The following is a 15,970-nucleotide window of genomic DNA, read 5'->3' as shown; positions in this document are numbered from 1 at the left end:
ATAGCTATTGTTCCATATAAAAATAGTTGAAGCTGGGAGAGGGTCTTATCCCAGCTTGTTAAGGAATTTGGAGTTAAAAAACTCTTAGCAGAAGAGATAATATATTCTTTATCCCCTTACACGCAATCTCTTAATCGAAAGGGCAACAATATTTAGGAGATCTTTTTGAATTGCTTTAAGCTCTGAAATTACCTTTGATAATTCTATTAGGTGCGTTCATTAACACACCGACGGAGGAAAGTATGAATAGCTTTGTATACATAGGTAATTCATCTCTAATGTCCTTACGCATGAATTCGATTAATGGATAGAAATCGTACATCTCACCGTCCGGGCCTAAAGGTGCAACGGTTGTTCCTGTAGTCCTGGAGTATAACAATTTCATTCCTGGGTTAATGTAGTCCATACCAATGTAGGTTTTGTCACCCATTTCAGAACCGCCATCACAGACAGCAGTTCCAAGGATATCAATGTTGTCAACGCCGTAATAGCTTTGGATTACTTCTATTGGTTCGACCTTTCTATTGCTTGAGAATATGTCAGATTTTAATGTAGTGAGAGATTTGTAACTAACAGCCATTGAGTTTAAGTTAGCATAGCTTCCTGCTGATTCTTTGAATTTCTCTTGAGCTTTAAGAATGGTCATACCAGTGTCATCGCCAGATTCGAAGTTGTAGGTAGCTACTTTGGATGAATTCATTATCATGTCAATAGCTGCCTTTTCAATACTTCTGCCTATGAGGATACCTACATCCTGAAGCATATCATTAACGCTGATTAAATTGGAATCCAACATTTGAGCTGAAACGTTTAAGACACCGCCAATGGTATCTATGGATACGGTTTCGCTGATTGGTTTTCTAACGTTTAATTCTTGAAGGGTTGCGCCAGGAGCAATGTCTTTGGCCTCACCGAGTACACCGCTTTGAATAGCTTCCTCGATGTTGACTCTTTGAGACATATAGGTATAGTATTGTGAGTTTTCTTCTATCTCTTGCTTTGGAAGTAATCTGGTGAATTTCATCCATTTGGCTGAAGTATCGGCCACGATTTGTGCCATGACTTCATTTTGTACTTTTGCATCATTTCCTTTGGTTAACATTAACTATCGCCTCCTATGGTCTGCAAGTACCTTTCAAAGCAAGACCTGGTTTATTTAATAATATTCCTACTTTACTTTGTATAAATAACTTTGTGTATTGAGGTAATTCATCGTAAATATCTTTTCTCATGATTTCAATGAGTGGATAGAAGTCTGCAATGTTTTCATCGGATGTAATAGGCGCAACAGTTGTTCCTGAAGATTTGGAATACAATACTGTTAACGGTGCATTCCTGAGATCAAAACCGATATATTGTTTTTCACCTATTAATGATCCGCCGTCAGCTTGGGTTGTTCCTAAAAGATCAATGTTGTCAATACCGTAGTATTCTTTAATAGCTTCTACCGGTTGAACTAACTTGTTAGAACTGTACGCTAATTGTTTAACATAGCTTAAGGTCTTATAGGATTCGGCCATTATTGTTAAGTCAGCACCTGCTCCAGCGTTACCTTTGAATGCTTCCTGTGCACTGATAACGAATTTACCGAATGCATCCATAGTATCATCCGTTTGGGTGGTATTGTATGCAGGAACGTTTGGTGAGCTGATTATTGTATCGTAAATGTTATATTCAATACGGTTGGCAATAACGGTAGCTACATCACCTAATAAATCCTCAAATGAAACAATGTCTGAATCAAACACATCTTTATTGACATTCAAGACTCCACCAACAGTGTCAATGGAGATAGTGTCTGTTACTGGTTTTCTTATGTTTAATTCTTGAAGGCTTGCACCTGGGGCAATGTCTTTGGCCTCACCGAGCAATCCTTTTTTAATAGCTTCATCAAGATTAATGTTTTGTCTAAAGTAAGTATAATAATCTGAGTTCTCTTTAATTTCTTGCTTAGGAAACAATCTGGCCAACTTTAACCTTTTTGCAGTTTCATCAGTAATAGTTTGAGCTATTACCTCGTTTTGAACTTTAGTATTATTTCCTTTTGTAATCATTCATTATCACCTTTATGTTTGACCACTTTCGCCAGTGGCGCCAATATCATATGGTCTGAATACTTCAATGTATTTGTAATCGTCAGAACTAGCTACAGGGTGCATTGCAATATATTCACCGTCATCAGACTTAATAGCTCCAGTACTTGTTAAAGCAATATGATCATTAACGGCAATGTTGGATAAACCGCTAGCTAATTTCAATCTGAATAAATGACCTAATACAAGGATGGAAGTTTTTCTTCTACCTCCGGTCATGGTAACTGGATCGTTAACTGCAATACCTAAAATGATTTCGCCTTCAGCTGCAGTATATTTTTTAACTGTAGGTTTTCCGATATCTGAGTTAGCTGATAATGTTACGACATCATCGACTTTAATTTTATTGCCTGCATACTCATATCCTGGAGTTTCCCCAGTAGGAGTTGTTACAGTAGTTGCAGTAATCGCACCTTCATCTAATAAGAAAGTTGTGACTTCTTTACGTTCTTCTAATAAGATAATAGAATCTGCCATTAAAATAGTCCTCCACTAATATTTTACTATTACTTAATTTATTATTTATGTTATATAAATATCTCTATATAATAGCTACTTTTAAAAAATTAGAAAAAGATTTTATGTTGTTGGAATTACTTTTAAAAAACGAAAACTAAAGGATAGAAGGGAAATAAGCCATCCGTTATAAATAAGTTATCAAGTTTCTGTACTAATTAAGCTTTAAGTTAATTTTAAATATTTAACGTGTTTATGACCCATTTCCCTATGAAAACAATTCTGGAGTGAAAGTATTGTTTTCATTACTTTCATATGTAAATCATAATTAATAAAATTAATATTTTTAAAATAATATAATTGTATTAACAAGAGGTGATATCATTAGTGTACCTGAATTTAAATATTTTTATTTACCTACATTAAAATTCTTTAGTGATAATAAAATACATCCAATAAAAGAAATTTCTGAATTAAATGCTTCCTATTTTGAACTATCTGAAGATGATAAAAATGAAAAAACTGGAAAAGGAACAATGTTGAAATATAAAAATAGAACTAATTGGGCTATTGAACATATGTTTCGTGCAGGGTTACTTAAAAAAGAAAGTAGGGGTAAATATAGAATTACTGACGAGGGTAAAAAGATTTTGGAAAAAGACTTGGATTATATAGACAATAAGTTCTTATTAAAATATGAATCTTTTAAAGAATATACAAATCCAAACTATAAAGATGAGAATAATGATCAATCTGATGAATTAGAACATATTGAAGAAAAATTATCCCCAACCGATAGATTAGATGAAGCATATAATGAAATAAACACTCAATTATCAGAAGAAATTTATGATTTGATAATTAACAATAGTCCAAAATTTTTTGAAAAGTTAGTTGTTAAGTTATTAATTAAAATGGGATATGGATTAAATGAAAACTCTGGAGAAGTAACACCATATACAAAAGATGGCGGTATTGATGGTATAATATTTGAAGATGAACTTGGATTAAGCCAAATACACATTCAAGCAAAGCAGCATACCAATCCTATTGGTAAAAAAGATTTAAAAGAATTTGCTTATACTCTAGAACATGGAATTGGAAAAGGAGTGATAATTACAACATCTTCATTTACAAAAGGAGCAATTGATATATCTGAAGAATCAGATGCTCAAATCGTACTGATAGATGGAAAACAATTAACACAGCTTATGATAAAACATGATGTGGGAGTTTTCACAGAATATAATTATTCAATAAAAAAAATAGATTCTGATTTCTTTGAAGAAGAGTAATCATAATATCTTATTTATAAATTATATGTTACTATTGCAGGTTATTTGAGAGTATAACTCCTCAAGTGTCTTTTCACGTTTATCTTTTTTCAATTGGCATTCCCAGACTGTGATGACCTTCCATCCCATTTCTTCTAATTCTTTCTGGTTATGTTCGTCACGTTCTTTGTTTCGATATAGTTTTTTCTTCCAGAAATCAACATTGGATTTTGGCATTGTTGCATATTTGCATCCTTCATGGCGATGCCAGAAACAACCATGAACGAACACAACAGTATTGTATTTTGGAAGTACAATGTCTGGACTTCCAGGATATCGTTTATCATTTTTCCTGAAGCGTAAACCTCTTGAGAACAAATAGCTGCGGACAAGAATCTCTGGCTTGGTGTCTTTGCTCCTAACACGTGACATGATATAACTGCGTGTCTCTTTACTAAATTTGTCAGCCATCTTTTGATCAACTCTGATATATAAAATTAAATAAACAAATATAATATATACAATTATAAACTAATATTAATTTGTGTTTAAGTATTGATTAAGAGGAATCATATGGCTGATTATATTGATAAATACAAAATTAAAGATGAAGGTTTGAGATTAGAAAAAGAAGAACCTGAAAAAGCTATTCATTATTATAATGGGCTTTTAAATCATGAATATTTTGTTAATGATTTTTGGCCATATCGCAGATTAGTTTTAATGTATAAAAAAACTAGAGAATTTGATAAAAAGACAGATATCATAAAAACATTTTTTAAAAGTGGGATTTATTGTAATAACCATCAGTTCTTATGGTTTAGAAATAAATTAAGAGCATTATCAGAAAAACATTATATAACTCCTGACGAAATTGATTCTTTAACTGATTATTTTAAAACTCACTCTCTTGTCAATAAAGAAAAAGCTAATATTCCCTTACCTATTGCTGACAGAATTAGAAAACAAGAAGGGGAAATTATTGTTGTAAGTGAAGAAGAATATGAGAAAAAACAAAAGCAATATGAATATGATGCAAGGTGCACAGAATTAAATAGACAAAAGAGATATGGTGAATACATTGAATTATTAAATCATATGATTGATGATTTAGGTTATAATCGTTATGATTATTTTAAGAAGTTATGTGTGGCTTACAGAAGGTTTAATGATTATGATAATGAATTAATAATTATCAATAAGTACATGAATGGAGAATCAACAAGGACAAAGGTTAGTGATGAATGGTTTGAAAAAAGATTAAAAGATGTTGAAAGTATTAAAGGCTCTAAATCTGGAACTAAAGAATTAGAAGATGAAATTAAAACCTTAAAAAAAGAAAAGGAAGAGTTATTAAAACGTATAGCTGAACTTGAAAATAAAAAACCTAAGAAAGAAAAACCTAAGAAAAAGAATTACCCGAATATTTCAGATTTTGAAAATAAATATGTATATGAAATTCCTTTTAATCTGGATGATCTGAATTTAGATAAACCTCCAATTTATGAATATGATCCAACTTTAAATGAATTGGAAAACTTGAAAAGAAAGAATATCTTAATACAATATGGGAAATTATTAACTCGTAACAAACAAACAAATGATGCAATAAGATATTACAAGTATTTATGCAATAATACTTATTTTGCAAATGATTGGTATCCTTACAGGCAATTAACAATCCTTTATAATAAAACCAAGGATGATAATGCTAATTTAATAAATATTAAAAAATTATTCCACAGCAACACTTATTTAAACAGATATCAATTTGTCTGGTTCACTGAAAAGATAAGAAGGATTTTAGAAAAATCAGATGTTAATGAAGATGAGCTTAAGGAATGGTTAGAATATTATGAAACCCATGGTGCTTTAAATGAGAGTAAATCTAATAAATTTTTAGCAGATAAATTTATAAAACTAAATGATAATACCATTATTGTTATAACTGATGAATATTTTGATTATCGTCAGGAAAGATATGCTCTAGAAGAAACTGGACGTGTTTATGAAAGAGTGGGCAATTATGAATTAGCTATTACCCATTATAAAAAAATCATTGATGAAAGAGAATTTAATTTTTACAGATTTTATCAAAGACTTTGTTATTGTTTTGAAAAGCTTGAAGATTATTCTAGTGAGTTAGAAGCAATTAATTTATATTATAATAATCCTCCAATTGATACTACTGAATATAGTGATGAATGGTTTGCAAAGAGGTTAAAAAAGGTTAATAAGGAATTAGATACTAATTCAGAAGATATTGATAAATGCCCTAAGTGTGGTGCATCACTTATTAAGAAGAATGGTAAATTCGGTGAATTTTTGGGTTGTTCTAATTATCCTGATTGTAATTTCACGAAGGATATTAGATCTGAAAATAAAGTGAAAAAAACTAAAATTGAAGATAATTCATCTTCTTTTCAGGATGATAAATATAAATCCAAAGTTAAACTTGCAAAAGAGTTTGTAATTTCCAATTTAAATATAACGGTTAAAGATTTATTAATTCTTAAACAATGGGATGAAGAAGTTGAATTATGTATGAATATTCTCGATGATTCTGTTACTCCTGAAGATAAAGAATATATTGAGTCAGTGTTGGGATATGCACACCATAGGCGAGATAAAAGGAGTTCATTGGAATATGCTTGTGATCTAATTGTTGGTTGGGTGATAGAAGATTGTACTGTGGAGATATTAAATAAATTAGGATATACTACTTCACTAAACAGTGCAGATAAACATAGAAAAATTTTATTAAGTCCAACAGCAGATTCAGATTTAAAGGTTTACATTAATGGAAAGGATGTATTAATAGAACAAGTAAATGACTTCACAGGATATTGGAAAAAAACATTACATGTTCCGTTAAGAGATAATAAATATATCAATTTGAAAAATGAAAATAGCTTATTATTCGGAATCGATTATGTGAATGAACTATTTTTCATTCTTAATGTTCCAGAAACTGAAGCAAATTATATTCCATACCATAGGCCATTCAGTAAACCTGCCTATGCAATATTAATAACCGATGATGATTTCTATAATTTAGATAAATTGGAATTTGTCCTTTCAAAAATTTTATTAGAATATTGATAAAAGAATTAATAAATATGATTAAAAACAAATTATAATAAGATACAAAGTGGTGTTTTCAATGATAAATGGTATTTCTTTATTCGCAAATGTAGGTCTCGGAGAAACATATTTCTCTGATAATGGAGTGAACATTTGCGTATCCAATGAATTAATAGAAAAAAGAGCAAAATTTTATTCACACTTATATCCTGAATCTGAAATGGTATGTGGGGATATTACTGATCCCGAGATTTTTAATCACTTAATTGAGTTATATAATGAGAAGGATTGTGATTTCTTAATGGCTACACCACCTTGTCAAGGAATGAGTGTAGCAGGAAAAATGGATGAGAACGACCCTAGAAACTCATTAATTATTTATACAATTGAATTTATCAAAAAAACAAGACCTTCAAATATCATTATTGAAAATGTTCCACAAATCCTTAAATTTTCAATAAATATTGGTGGGAAACCCGTGAAGATTCTGGATTATATTTTACGAGAATTAAGACCTTTAGGTTATTTTGTTAATTATGCTGTAGCTGATGCTGCAGACTATGGAACTCCACAAACTCGTAAGAGAGCAATATTTTTAATATCAAATATTGAACAATGGAATTTCCCAAAGAAAATGAAAAAGATTACTGTAAGAGAAGCGATAGGTGATCTTCCTACATTAGAAAGTGGTGAAAAATCAGACATCCATTTACATTATGCTAAGAAACATGCTGACAGACATGTCTTGTGGATGAAACATACTCCTACAGGAGAAACCGCATTTAATAACGATAAGTATTATCCTCAGAAAGAAGATGGTACACGAATTAAAGGTTATGGTACCACATATAAAAGAATAGAATGGGATAAGCCTGCACCTACAGTAACAATGTGTAATGGTGCCGTATCATCTCAAAATAATGTTCATCCTGGGAGAAAATTAGAAGATGGAACATATTCCGATGCAAGAGTGTTATCCATATTGGAAATCATAAGATTATCCGGACTTCCTGACGATTGGGATATTCCTGATTGGGCTACTGACAATTTTATTAGACAAGTTATTGGTGAAGGGTTCCCTCCTAAATTTTCTGAAAAATTATTAGAAACAATGCCACAAAGGAGTGAAACATAATATGGGAAGAAGAACAAACCAATACCGGTGGCAAGCCCCAGGAAATGGTAGATTATTTGATTCCCGTTTAAAAGATTGGGAAAATAATCTTATGTCACAAAGGTGTGTTGGAGTGTTACAATTCCTTGAAGATAATCCTTTAATTGAAAAAGAATTATTTGAAGTAGAAATTGCCCCTTATCTTGAAAGAAGATTTGGTCATCAACCTAATGATTCTATCAAAGCTCATTTCTATCGTCCATTAGAATTTATTGGTTTTATGAGAAATATGGATGATCTATTAAGTTTATCCATCGATGGTAAAAATTTTTTAAATGCAATGTTAGATGAGGATTATGATTCTGCATTGGAATCTTATGTATTGCAACTATTAAAAGCATCTTATCCAAACCATGCGACTGATGACATTGATTTAGCTCTTTTTCCATTCAGGATAATGTTTAAATTATTATCTAAAAATTCACCCCATAACGGTGAAGTTCCAAAGAAAATGTTTTATACAGATATTCCATTCATAATTAATTTATCAGACATTAATCCATTGTTAAACAAATTATCTGATACCCATTATTTGTATTATTTAGAACATTCCAGCTTAAAAGATTTAAAATTAAATTCTAAGAATTTCTATGAAAAATGGTATATTTGGGTTGTAGCTTCATTGAGAGAAATGAATATTGTTGAAGAAACAGGACGTAAAAGTAATTCAACTGTTAGATTAGCAAGCCCTATTGATGAATTCATTGAAGGAATTGTAGACAAAATGCATTATGAAGATATGTTTTTTGAATCTAGTAAGGATTACAGTGATTTAAAAAATAATATTCGTTGCAAACCACGGAACCCAAATGTAATCCAAACCGTTTTAGAAGATAGTGAATATTCATGTTTCTTTGATAAAACACATATTACTTTTGAAAGTTATAATAGGCCAAACTATGTTGAAGGCCATCATGTTATTCCTGTTGCTTTAAATGATAGTTTTGATGAGGAATTAGATTGTGAAGACAATGTAATTGCATTATGTCCTAATTGCCATAAAGCTATCCATTATGCTACTAATGAACACAAAGAAGATTTATTAAAGTATATTATAGATAACGATGTTAATTTATCAAGATTCGATATAACTTTAGAAGATCTAAAAGAATTTTATTTTACCCGTAATGTAAAAGTAACTAAAACAATTGAATTTAAAAGCAGTAAGTTTTAACACCTATATAGATTATTAATATAGAATTAAATTGATTAATCTAAATTTTTAACTACTTGCTCACCTTTATCAGTATGTCTGTACAATCTACCTTTTCTAACTTCTGGATTAATGCATTCAATAAGTTCATGTGCTTTTAATTCAGATAATACTTTTGAAATATGATTTACCCTAATATCTGAATCTTTAGCTATTTGAGAAGGTATCTTTACCTCTCCCTCTAAAGACTTCATTACTTTTTCTCTATATTTCGAGATTTGTACATAACTAATCTCTGTTAACATTTCGTCTGATAGTTCCATTATAATCACGTTATTTTATAAATTAAATACTGCAATTAGTTTTTTTCTAAAAAACTCTGATAAATCATCTTCCAAATTTAGAATATAATTTACATCTTTTGCTTCTTTAGATTCATCATATAATCCATATTTTTTTCCAAGATATAATATAAAATTACAATAATCCTCTGAATAGAAATCTCCAGTATCAAAATTTCTTTTACTCAATTCATTAGAAGCTCCAAATCTTTCAAAGAAATTTATAATATCATCTACTATGTTTTGATTATCATCATTCATGATTTCAGTTCCTTTTAATAACTTATTTATTATTTATGAACTTCTTACAAAATAAATTGTATCATTATCATAACTACTTAGTGCATCATAAGCTGCTTGTGTCATGAATCTGAATTTACCAAAGACACCGTATTCAACGCCCATATATACTGGCCCTGTTGATTTTGCTAAATACATCTGTATACTTCCGGAATGTTTTAATGGTATCACTGAATATGGATCAAGTGATTCTGTATCCCAGGAACTTCCGTTATATTCTTTTATGGCCATGACGGAACTTGTGACAATAGCTACACGATAACCTGCACTAACGCCCGTTGGTAGTGTTGTTGTAGTTAATATCTGATCAACTGGCAGTTTCCATCCAGCTTCCTCATCACTGCCCTCACCGGTATCACCTTTCGGACCTTGAGGTCCGGTATCGCCTTTATCACCTTTGGCTCCAGAATTTCCTGTGTCGCCTTTTGCTCCGCTATTTCCGGTATCACCTTTAGGGCCGGTAGCTCCTGTATCTCCTTTTATGTTTCCTACGTTTTCCCAAGCATTATTAAGCCATACATAAAGAGAGCCGTCTACTATATAGCTATCGCCATCATTACCGGTTGGATGTGCATTGATTAATTCCTGGTAAGTATTATACGAGCCTTTAATAGTAGTAGCAGTACCAGTAGCTCCAGTGTCCCCAGTCGCCCCGGCCGGTCCAGTATCTCCAGCAGGTCCTGTGTCTCCAGTATCTCCCTTAAGTCCTTGTTCTCCTTTTTGTCCACTTGCTCCAGTCTCACCCGTGTCGCCTTTATCACCTTTCGCACCAGTATCTCCCTTATCACCTGTATCACCTTTAGGTCCTGCCGGGCCAGTTGCTCCGGTATCTCCTCTTAAGCTTCCTGCATTTTCCCATTGACTACCGTTCCAGAAATAGAAGTTACCGTCCACTAAGTATGCGTCATTAACATTACCGGTTGGATGGTCTGCTATTAATTCGGCTAGTGAATCATAGCTTCCTTTTATTATTGTTCCAACTCCAGTATCTCCTTTAGGTCCGGTATCACCGATTACTCTTCCGATTTCTATCCATTCTGTATCAGCCATTATTTGACACCTCGTGAGTCCATGGTTCAATAAGTACATTATTAAATATCATGCTTCCGCCTTGATCATAAATCATAATGACCGGATAGAATTCATCTAATGTTATTGAACTTGAAATATTACCGGTATAGCTGAATACATTTGTGCTGCCGTCTTTAATATATGCTTCAAGATAACCTAAATCATAATAGAGTTCTAATGTATACCATTTAGAGTCTAAAGTTAATTGTCCAGTAGTAACGCTTATTTCTCTTACGGTGTGGTCTGAATTAGAATACTTGACACCTTTCTTTGCAGGATATGCACCCAACTCTAAGATTTTAGTATCCCTATAATGGCTTAGTGAATCTGAATTTACTAAAGCTATTGCATCTCCCCAACCTTGATTACTGTTTTTCTTTTGGACAAATTTCAATTTAAAATGAATTCCACTTTCCGATGCATCAATTGGACTAGAGAATACATTTGGTATTAACATTACTACACTACTGGCCTCAGTTCCTTTTGATATTAACATACCGGAATCATTATAACCAGTATCATATTCATCAGTTGATAATGAAACTTCCTCATCCAATGGATATTTAACAATTCTGTATTTACTGGTATCGTCTGCATATTCATCGTTAAAGCCGAACAGTTGTACATGTAATGTTGCTTCCTCGAATTTCTGTCCGTTGACATACATTGCAAAGGTTATTTGTCCTGCATCTGCATCATCTTCTGTTACAACATAAGTTCCTGTAACTTGAGTTTCGGATTCATTGCAAAAGACATAATGATCATTGTTGATAAATAAATCCAATACTCCACCATTTGCTTCAAAACCAAATACTGAAAATTCTAATGTTTCTCCAACACTTATCATATCACTTGAAGATGGATAGCTTCCACTTCCAGGCATATCCGGATATTGGATGAAAAATAATCTCCTAGCCAAAGTAAATATATTATCTGAATTATACCAGTACACATCATAATGAGTTAGTTTATTCCTTAAATTTGTTCTAACAGTTCCTAATCTTGTATTTTCTTCAATGACATTACTAGCTATGCTCATTGATATTCACCTCATTTGTCTATATAACTATTAAACATGTTTACTAATTTGGGAAGTTTTGAACCAGCCACAGGTGATGGAGTTCCAACTATCGCTGCCATGGATATTTTTCCACTCATTCCTGAAGAATTAAATTCAGAATATTGAACATAATCATTCCATATGAAAGAACCATCTAGCCTTCTCCACACTACATCTATACTACCATAACTAGCATCATAATCATTTTCAGCAATTACTAGGAATTTATTTGTTGAAGGAATTGTTCCGCCACTAGTAATATAAGTTATTGTAGGGGAAGTTGATTTATTGAATGTTATTCTTGCAGGATATAATTCACCATTACTGTTTTGAGCCACTCCAAAGAAAACACCGTTAAATGCTGTTTCTGCACTTGGAGTTCCTATTACAAAACCTACACCAGCATAAGAATTATTGTATCCTTCTTTATATGCTAGTTTCATTCTCATTTTGAAATTATCTGTTCCATAAACATCATCTTTTTGATATGTTGAATATGTCCCCATTCCAACACATTCGGAACTGGAATTTGATTGAGCTACATTAAGATAATAACCCTCATCATCGTGGTTATTGTCCCAACCGATGGTAGATACATTCTTAATCCTAATAGGATTCCCAATATCATAATAATATAGTTCATCTGTATTAATGTCCAAATAATGATTCGGAGCCGCCTTTTCAATTAATTGTAAGATAGTATCTGAATCAGAATAGCTAATACCTAATAATGTTAATTTATTCCTTAATTCTGTTCTTAAAGAAGTGAGATTAGTATTAAGCAATTGTTCCTTGCTTAACACTTGACTTAAATCTGGTTGAGAGAATGACATTTACATTAACTCCCTAATAGATTTAGATTAGCTGTTTGAGCTGATGTTATTGTTCCGATGTCATCATCAAGAGCTTCAATAGCTAATGCTACTGGGCCATTTAGAATAACATTGGTAGTGTCACCTGTATCTAATACTCCCGTGACATTAACAGGGCCAGTATCACCAGTATCTCCTTTAGCACCTGTTGCACCAGTTGCTCCTGTGTTTCCTGTATCTCCTTTAGCACCGGTGTCGCCTTTCGGGCCAGTGTCACCAGTGTCTCCTTTAATACCAGTTTCACCCGCATCTCCTGTATCTCCTTTAGCACCAGTATCACCTTTGGCTCCAGTGTCTCCTTTAAGTCCTGTTGCTCCGGACATATCAGTTATGAAACTGAAGGTGCTTGTTCCTTTGAGATATAATTTTGCATTGTCTGGATCTTCAACTGTGGATGAGATAGCTACGAACATTCCTTCAGGAACATTAGCTGCATCTGCTTCCATTGCTTGGATTGATGCGTATGTTTTGTAAATTGAGAATGGATCGCCTTTAGCACCTGTAGCTCCAGTTGCTCCGGTTGCACCTGCACTACCTGTTGCTCCGACTGGGCCAGTTGCACCTGTATCTCCTTTTATTCTTCCTGCATATTCCCATGTCATTTTTTATTCCTCCCATATGTATAGGTCTCCGCCTACAATGTATGCATCACCTGGTTGGCCTGTTGGATGTGCAGCAATTAATTCTTCAAGAGTATCATAGCTTCCTTTGATAATTGTCATTGGGCCTGTATCTCCTGTATCTCCTTTAGGGCCAGTATCTCCAGTGTCACCTTTTTCACCACTGCCACCTCCTCCGGCTTTGAAGGTATTGATGAAATAATATTTTCCTGCGGTTACTGGATGTAATGCATAGTATTCGCCTTGAGCTGAGAGAACTGCATTGTGAGATGTTAATGTTAATCTATCATTAACGGCAATGTTATCTTGAGATTCTTTGTCAAGTTTTAACCTGTATAGTTGGCCTAACATTAACACGCTAGCTTTTCTCATACCGCTGCTCATTACTACTGGGTCATTAACGATTATTCCCATTGGGATTTCGCCTTCTGCTCCAGTGTAGAGTTTCATGCATTCTTTTCCAATTCTTGATTTTTCAGAAATTGTTACTGTATCGCCCAGATGTATTTTAGCTGAGTAATCATATCCAGGACTTCTACCTATTGCAGTTACTAATTCTGTTTCGGTTATATCTCCATCATCGAGGAGGAATGTAGTAACTTCTTTTCTTTCTTCGAGTAAAATAATTTCGTCTGACATTAACATACACCTTTTCACATTAACGTATCGAATATGTGGTCGCCTTTTATAAATGGATTGCATTTGATTTGCATCCCGGCGTTTCTAACTTGATTGCAGAAATATAAATCTTCTGATAAGACAGTATCATTAGGATAAGTTACGAATTTGAAGTATGGAAAACTTATTTTTTCAAAGACTTCGGTTTTGATCAAAGCAATACCAAGCCCGCCACCTTTACAGTAGAATGATTCATTCATGTTATTGATCATGTCTCGGCCTTTTATTGAGTTGTTTTTGTTAAAGTCTTTTCCAAAGTCAAAGATGATTGTTTCATCCGTTTTTGTTCTCTTCCTGTAATACCATCCTAATGCAACATCAGTATCGCATTCCAATAGTTTTATTACTGTTAATCTTGGAACAGCAATATCTGAATCAATCATTAAAACATAATCCATGTTGTATTCAATAGCTTCTTTAGCTATTTCATTTCTAGCTTTAGCACAATCATATCCTTTGACATAATCAAAGAAAAGATTATATTCTTTTGGAGGTTTTATTCCATAGATTCCTTTAAAGCATTCTGGTTTAATGGTTTCAAATGTTGGAACTGCGATTAAGATTTTACCTTTCTCCATCCTTCAGTCCCTCCAGTTTTTGGAGTCTTTCTTCCAACTCATCAATGGTTATCTGGTCTTCTTTCTCACATCTATATTGATAAATGTCAACAATAGCTACTATGATAACTGCTGCAGTAAATGGGATTAATCCCTCGATTAAACTCCACTTTGTGGCGTTGGCCATGATAATGTTAATAGCTATGGCAGTTAAAACAGCACTTGATATGGTTTTGGTAAAGTTACAAATGAATATCTTCTTTTTTAGTTCGTTCATATTATCAACTTAGAAATACTTTCCAAAAGACTCTATTGTTCTTTAGGATAGCCCAATACTTTATTAGCTTGTTTTTTAGCGTGTTCAACATCACCCTCGCCTCTTATCCTGCTTGCGTAATGACTGGCTATACCTAAGATGATCATGAGAATGCAATAAGGAATTGTGTTTTCACTAATGCCTAATGCTTCTGAGTATAACATGACAATCGGAATGACAGTTACCAAAAATGAAGTAAATATGTCTATGTCTTTTCTGTTTCTCTCTAACCATTCGTAAATCATTCAGTATCACCTACCGCCAATGCATCTTCAAAATCTCTGTAAGTATGGCTGAAGATTACGCCATCAACAACAATTTTTTCTTCACTTTGATAAACCTCTTCAGCATTTTCTTCTACGCTCATCCAGGATTCGTATTCCTCAAATGTTTCAAAGTATTTTATGTATTTCATTGTGCCTCCCAACTTATTGAGTAATATAATATACCATTTTCGATTTTAAATTGAATAACGGGTTTAATGGCATAAGGATAACCGCTATCAACATATCTTGTGCCGTTCCAGTAAAACCAGTGGCCTGTTGAAGCGTCAATGTATGGGCCTTTATTTTCTAGGGTTCCTACCAGTTTCCTTATTGTCATATCAATACCTCGCTATAATATTATATGTTTTATTATATATTTTATTATTTTGTTTATATAATGTATATGTTTTTACCATCATCACAACCTTCCCATTCCATGTATAACTTGTTATCTTCCCAAACAAACCGTACATCATTAACAATAGCTACATCGGGAAGTTCACAATAAGTAACACCGTCAGCATCTTTAACATAATTGGCCTGCGCCATGATGTTGGATTCTGAAGGAACGATCATATTAACAACGTGAGTTATTTCATCCTGTTCGAAATTGCAATCCCCAAGATCAATACAGTTCTGAGATTCAGGATACATT

21 protein-coding genes are annotated in these 15,970 nt (G+C 32.8%); 4 read left to right on the top strand and 17 right to left on the bottom strand.

Annotated features, from left to right (window positions below; genetic code table 11):
- Positions 1-175: 175 nt before the first annotated feature.
- Genes ACJMLH_RS08530 through ACJMLH_RS08520 form a run of 3 tightly spaced genes read right to left on the bottom strand, consistent with a single transcriptional unit; the run spans position 176 to position 2,570 of the window.
- Positions 176-1,102: a hypothetical protein gene (locus tag ACJMLH_RS08530; RefSeq protein WP_405276696.1), complete on the bottom strand. Its 927-nt coding sequence runs from the start codon at positions 1,100-1,102 to the stop codon at positions 176-178.
- 13 nt (positions 1,103-1,115) lie between these two features.
- On the bottom strand, positions 1,116-2,054 hold the full coding sequence (locus tag ACJMLH_RS08525) for a hypothetical protein (RefSeq protein WP_405276694.1): 939 nt from the start codon (positions 2,052-2,054) through the stop codon (positions 1,116-1,118).
- Between the two features lie 12 nt (positions 2,055-2,066).
- Entirely contained in the window at positions 2,067-2,570 is a 504-nt protein-coding gene (locus ACJMLH_RS08520) for a hypothetical protein (protein ID WP_405276692.1), read from the bottom strand.
- Positions 2,571-2,905: 335 nt separating this feature from the next.
- Here ACJMLH_RS08520 and ACJMLH_RS08515 point away from each other — a divergent pair, with 335 nt between their 5' ends.
- Positions 2,906-3,844, top strand: a complete 939-nt coding sequence (locus ACJMLH_RS08515) for a restriction endonuclease (protein WP_405276738.1) — start codon at positions 2,906-2,908, stop codon at positions 3,842-3,844.
- 21 nt (positions 3,845-3,865) lie between these two features.
- Here ACJMLH_RS08515 and ACJMLH_RS08510 read toward each other — a convergent pair whose 3' ends face one another.
- Positions 3,866-4,294: a very short patch repair endonuclease gene (locus tag ACJMLH_RS08510; RefSeq protein ID WP_405276690.1), complete on the bottom strand. Its 429-nt coding sequence runs from the start codon at positions 4,292-4,294 to the stop codon at positions 3,866-3,868.
- Positions 4,295-4,396: 102 nt separating this feature from the next.
- On the opposite strand from ACJMLH_RS08510, the gene ACJMLH_RS08505 reads away from it, so the two are divergent.
- The 3 genes from ACJMLH_RS08505 (at position 4,397) to ACJMLH_RS08495 (ending at position 9,255) form a co-directional block, all read left to right on the top strand.
- Positions 4,397-6,925 carry a topoisomerase DNA-binding C4 zinc finger domain-containing protein gene (locus ACJMLH_RS08505; protein WP_405276688.1) on the top strand — a complete coding sequence of 843 codons (2,529 nt, stop codon included), beginning with the start codon at positions 4,397-4,399 and terminating at the stop codon, positions 6,923-6,925.
- Positions 6,926-6,986: 61 nt separating this feature from the next.
- Complete coding sequence (locus ACJMLH_RS08500) at positions 6,987-8,042, top strand: DNA cytosine methyltransferase (RefSeq protein ID WP_405276686.1); 1,056 nt, start codon at positions 6,987-6,989, stop codon at positions 8,040-8,042.
- Between the two features lies 1 nt (position 8,043).
- Positions 8,044-9,255, top strand: coding sequence for an HNH endonuclease (locus ACJMLH_RS08495; protein ID WP_405276684.1), 1,212 nt, complete (start codon positions 8,044-8,046; stop codon positions 9,253-9,255).
- A gap of 35 nt (positions 9,256-9,290) precedes the next feature.
- Here the strand turns inward: ACJMLH_RS08495 and ACJMLH_RS08490 are convergent, their stop codons facing one another.
- The 13 genes from ACJMLH_RS08490 to ACJMLH_RS08430 form a co-directional block, all read right to left on the bottom strand.
- Complete coding sequence (locus tag ACJMLH_RS08490; RefSeq protein WP_405276682.1) at positions 9,291-9,557, bottom strand: transcriptional regulator; 267 nt, start codon at positions 9,555-9,557, stop codon at positions 9,291-9,293.
- 15 nt (positions 9,558-9,572) lie between these two features.
- Positions 9,573-9,836, bottom strand: a complete 264-nt coding sequence (locus tag ACJMLH_RS08485) for a hypothetical protein (protein WP_405276680.1) — start codon at positions 9,834-9,836, stop codon at positions 9,573-9,575.
- Positions 9,837-9,869: 33 nt separating this feature from the next.
- Positions 9,870-10,925 carry a hypothetical protein gene (locus ACJMLH_RS08480; protein ID WP_405276678.1) on the bottom strand — a complete coding sequence of 352 codons (1,056 nt, stop codon included), beginning with the start codon at positions 10,923-10,925 and terminating at the stop codon, positions 9,870-9,872.
- Positions 10,918-11,985 (bottom strand): hypothetical protein, encoded by a 1,068-nt coding sequence (locus ACJMLH_RS08475; protein ID WP_405276676.1) that lies wholly within the window; start codon positions 11,983-11,985, stop codon positions 10,918-10,920. Before ACJMLH_RS08475 ends, ACJMLH_RS08480 begins: the two co-directional genes overlap by 8 nt.
- An 11-nt stretch (positions 11,986-11,996) precedes the next feature.
- Positions 11,997-12,839, bottom strand: a complete 843-nt coding sequence (locus tag ACJMLH_RS08470) for a hypothetical protein (protein WP_405276674.1) — start codon at positions 12,837-12,839, stop codon at positions 11,997-11,999.
- Positions 12,840-12,844: 5 nt separating this feature from the next.
- Positions 12,845-13,480: a collagen-like protein gene (locus ACJMLH_RS08465; protein ID WP_405276672.1), complete on the bottom strand. Its 636-nt coding sequence runs from the start codon at positions 13,478-13,480 to the stop codon at positions 12,845-12,847.
- A 3-nt stretch (positions 13,481-13,483) separates the two neighbouring features.
- A complete protein-coding gene (locus ACJMLH_RS08460; protein ID WP_405276670.1) occupies positions 13,484-14,137 on the bottom strand; it encodes a hypothetical protein in 654 nt (217 codons plus the stop codon).
- 14 nt (positions 14,138-14,151) lie between these two features.
- A complete protein-coding gene (locus ACJMLH_RS08455) occupies positions 14,152-14,754 on the bottom strand; it encodes a hypothetical protein (protein WP_405276668.1) in 603 nt (200 codons plus the stop codon).
- Complete coding sequence (locus tag ACJMLH_RS08450; protein ID WP_405276666.1) at positions 14,741-15,010, bottom strand: hypothetical protein; 270 nt, start codon at positions 15,008-15,010, stop codon at positions 14,741-14,743. The genes ACJMLH_RS08455 and ACJMLH_RS08450 overlap by 14 nt, the downstream gene beginning before the upstream one ends.
- Positions 15,011-15,042: 32 nt before the next feature.
- Positions 15,043-15,294, bottom strand: a complete 252-nt coding sequence (locus tag ACJMLH_RS08445) for a hypothetical protein (RefSeq protein WP_405276661.1) — start codon at positions 15,292-15,294, stop codon at positions 15,043-15,045.
- Entirely contained in the window at positions 15,291-15,464 is a 174-nt protein-coding gene (locus tag ACJMLH_RS08440; RefSeq protein WP_405276659.1) for a hypothetical protein, read from the bottom strand. The genes ACJMLH_RS08445 and ACJMLH_RS08440 overlap by 4 nt, the downstream gene beginning before the upstream one ends.
- On the bottom strand, positions 15,461-15,652 hold the full coding sequence (locus tag ACJMLH_RS08435) for a hypothetical protein (RefSeq protein ID WP_405276657.1): 192 nt from the start codon (positions 15,650-15,652) through the stop codon (positions 15,461-15,463). Before ACJMLH_RS08435 ends, ACJMLH_RS08440 begins: the two co-directional genes overlap by 4 nt.
- Positions 15,653-15,705: 53 nt before the next feature.
- On the bottom strand, positions 15,706-15,970 hold a 265-nt coding region (locus ACJMLH_RS08430; RefSeq protein WP_405276655.1), incomplete at its 5' end, for a hypothetical protein.

The sequence above is a fragment of the Methanobrevibacter sp. genome, assembly GCF_045116495.1.
Classification (GTDB): domain Archaea; phylum Methanobacteriota; class Methanobacteria; order Methanobacteriales; family Methanobacteriaceae; genus Methanocatella.
This window is presented reverse-complemented; position numbering and strand designations above follow the sequence as displayed.

What these genes read in the sequence shown, in the direction of transcription:
- ACJMLH_RS08505 (WP_405276688.1), top strand. Translation starts at nt 4,397, where the DNA reads ATGGCTGATTATATTGATAAATACAAAATTAAAGATGAAGGTTTGAGA.
- ACJMLH_RS08500 (WP_405276686.1), top strand. Translation starts at nt 6,987, where the DNA reads ATGATAAATGGTATTTCTTTATTCGCAAATGTAGGTCTCGGAGAAACA.
- ACJMLH_RS08490 (WP_405276682.1), bottom strand. Translation starts at nt 9,557, where the DNA reads ATGGAACTATCAGACGAAATGTTAACAGAGATTAGTTATGTACAAATC.
- ACJMLH_RS08530 (WP_405276696.1), bottom strand. Translation starts at nt 1,102, where the DNA reads ATGTTAACCAAAGGAAATGATGCAAAAGTACAAAATGAAGTCATGGCA.
- ACJMLH_RS08480 (WP_405276678.1), bottom strand. Translation starts at nt 10,925, where the DNA reads ATGGCTGATACAGAATGGATAGAAATCGGAAGAGTAATCGGTGATACC.
- ACJMLH_RS08440 (WP_405276659.1), bottom strand. Translation starts at nt 15,464, where the DNA reads ATGAAATACATAAAATACTTTGAAACATTTGAGGAATACGAATCCTGG.
- ACJMLH_RS08435 (WP_405276657.1), bottom strand. Translation starts at nt 15,652, where the DNA reads ATGACAATAAGGAAACTGGTAGGAACCCTAGAAAATAAAGGCCCATAC.
- ACJMLH_RS08455 (WP_405276668.1), bottom strand. Translation starts at nt 14,754, where the DNA reads ATGGAGAAAGGTAAAATCTTAATCGCAGTTCCAACATTTGAAACCATT.
- ACJMLH_RS08465 (WP_405276672.1), bottom strand. Translation starts at nt 13,480, where the DNA reads ATGACATGGGAATATGCAGGAAGAATAAAAGGAGATACAGGTGCAACT.
- ACJMLH_RS08450 (WP_405276666.1), bottom strand. Translation starts at nt 15,010, where the DNA reads ATGAACGAACTAAAAAAGAAGATATTCATTTGTAACTTTACCAAAACC.
- ACJMLH_RS08525 (WP_405276694.1), bottom strand. Translation starts at nt 2,054, where the DNA reads ATGATTACAAAAGGAAATAATACTAAAGTTCAAAACGAGGTAATAGCT.
- ACJMLH_RS08470 (WP_405276674.1), bottom strand. Translation starts at nt 12,839, where the DNA reads ATGTCATTCTCTCAACCAGATTTAAGTCAAGTGTTAAGCAAGGAACAA.
- ACJMLH_RS08495 (WP_405276684.1), top strand. Translation starts at nt 8,044, where the DNA reads ATGGGAAGAAGAACAAACCAATACCGGTGGCAAGCCCCAGGAAATGGT.
- ACJMLH_RS08510 (WP_405276690.1), bottom strand. Translation starts at nt 4,294, where the DNA reads ATGGCTGACAAATTTAGTAAAGAGACACGCAGTTATATCATGTCACGT.
- ACJMLH_RS08485 (WP_405276680.1), bottom strand. Translation starts at nt 9,836, where the DNA reads ATGAATGATGATAATCAAAACATAGTAGATGATATTATAAATTTCTTT.
- ACJMLH_RS08520 (WP_405276692.1), bottom strand. Translation starts at nt 2,570, where the DNA reads ATGGCAGATTCTATTATCTTATTAGAAGAACGTAAAGAAGTCACAACT.
- ACJMLH_RS08445 (WP_405276661.1), bottom strand. Translation starts at nt 15,294, where the DNA reads ATGATTTACGAATGGTTAGAGAGAAACAGAAAAGACATAGACATATTT.
- ACJMLH_RS08475 (WP_405276676.1), bottom strand. Translation starts at nt 11,985, where the DNA reads ATGAGCATAGCTAGTAATGTCATTGAAGAAAATACAAGATTAGGAACT.
- ACJMLH_RS08460 (WP_405276670.1), bottom strand. Translation starts at nt 14,137, where the DNA reads ATGTCAGACGAAATTATTTTACTCGAAGAAAGAAAAGAAGTTACTACA.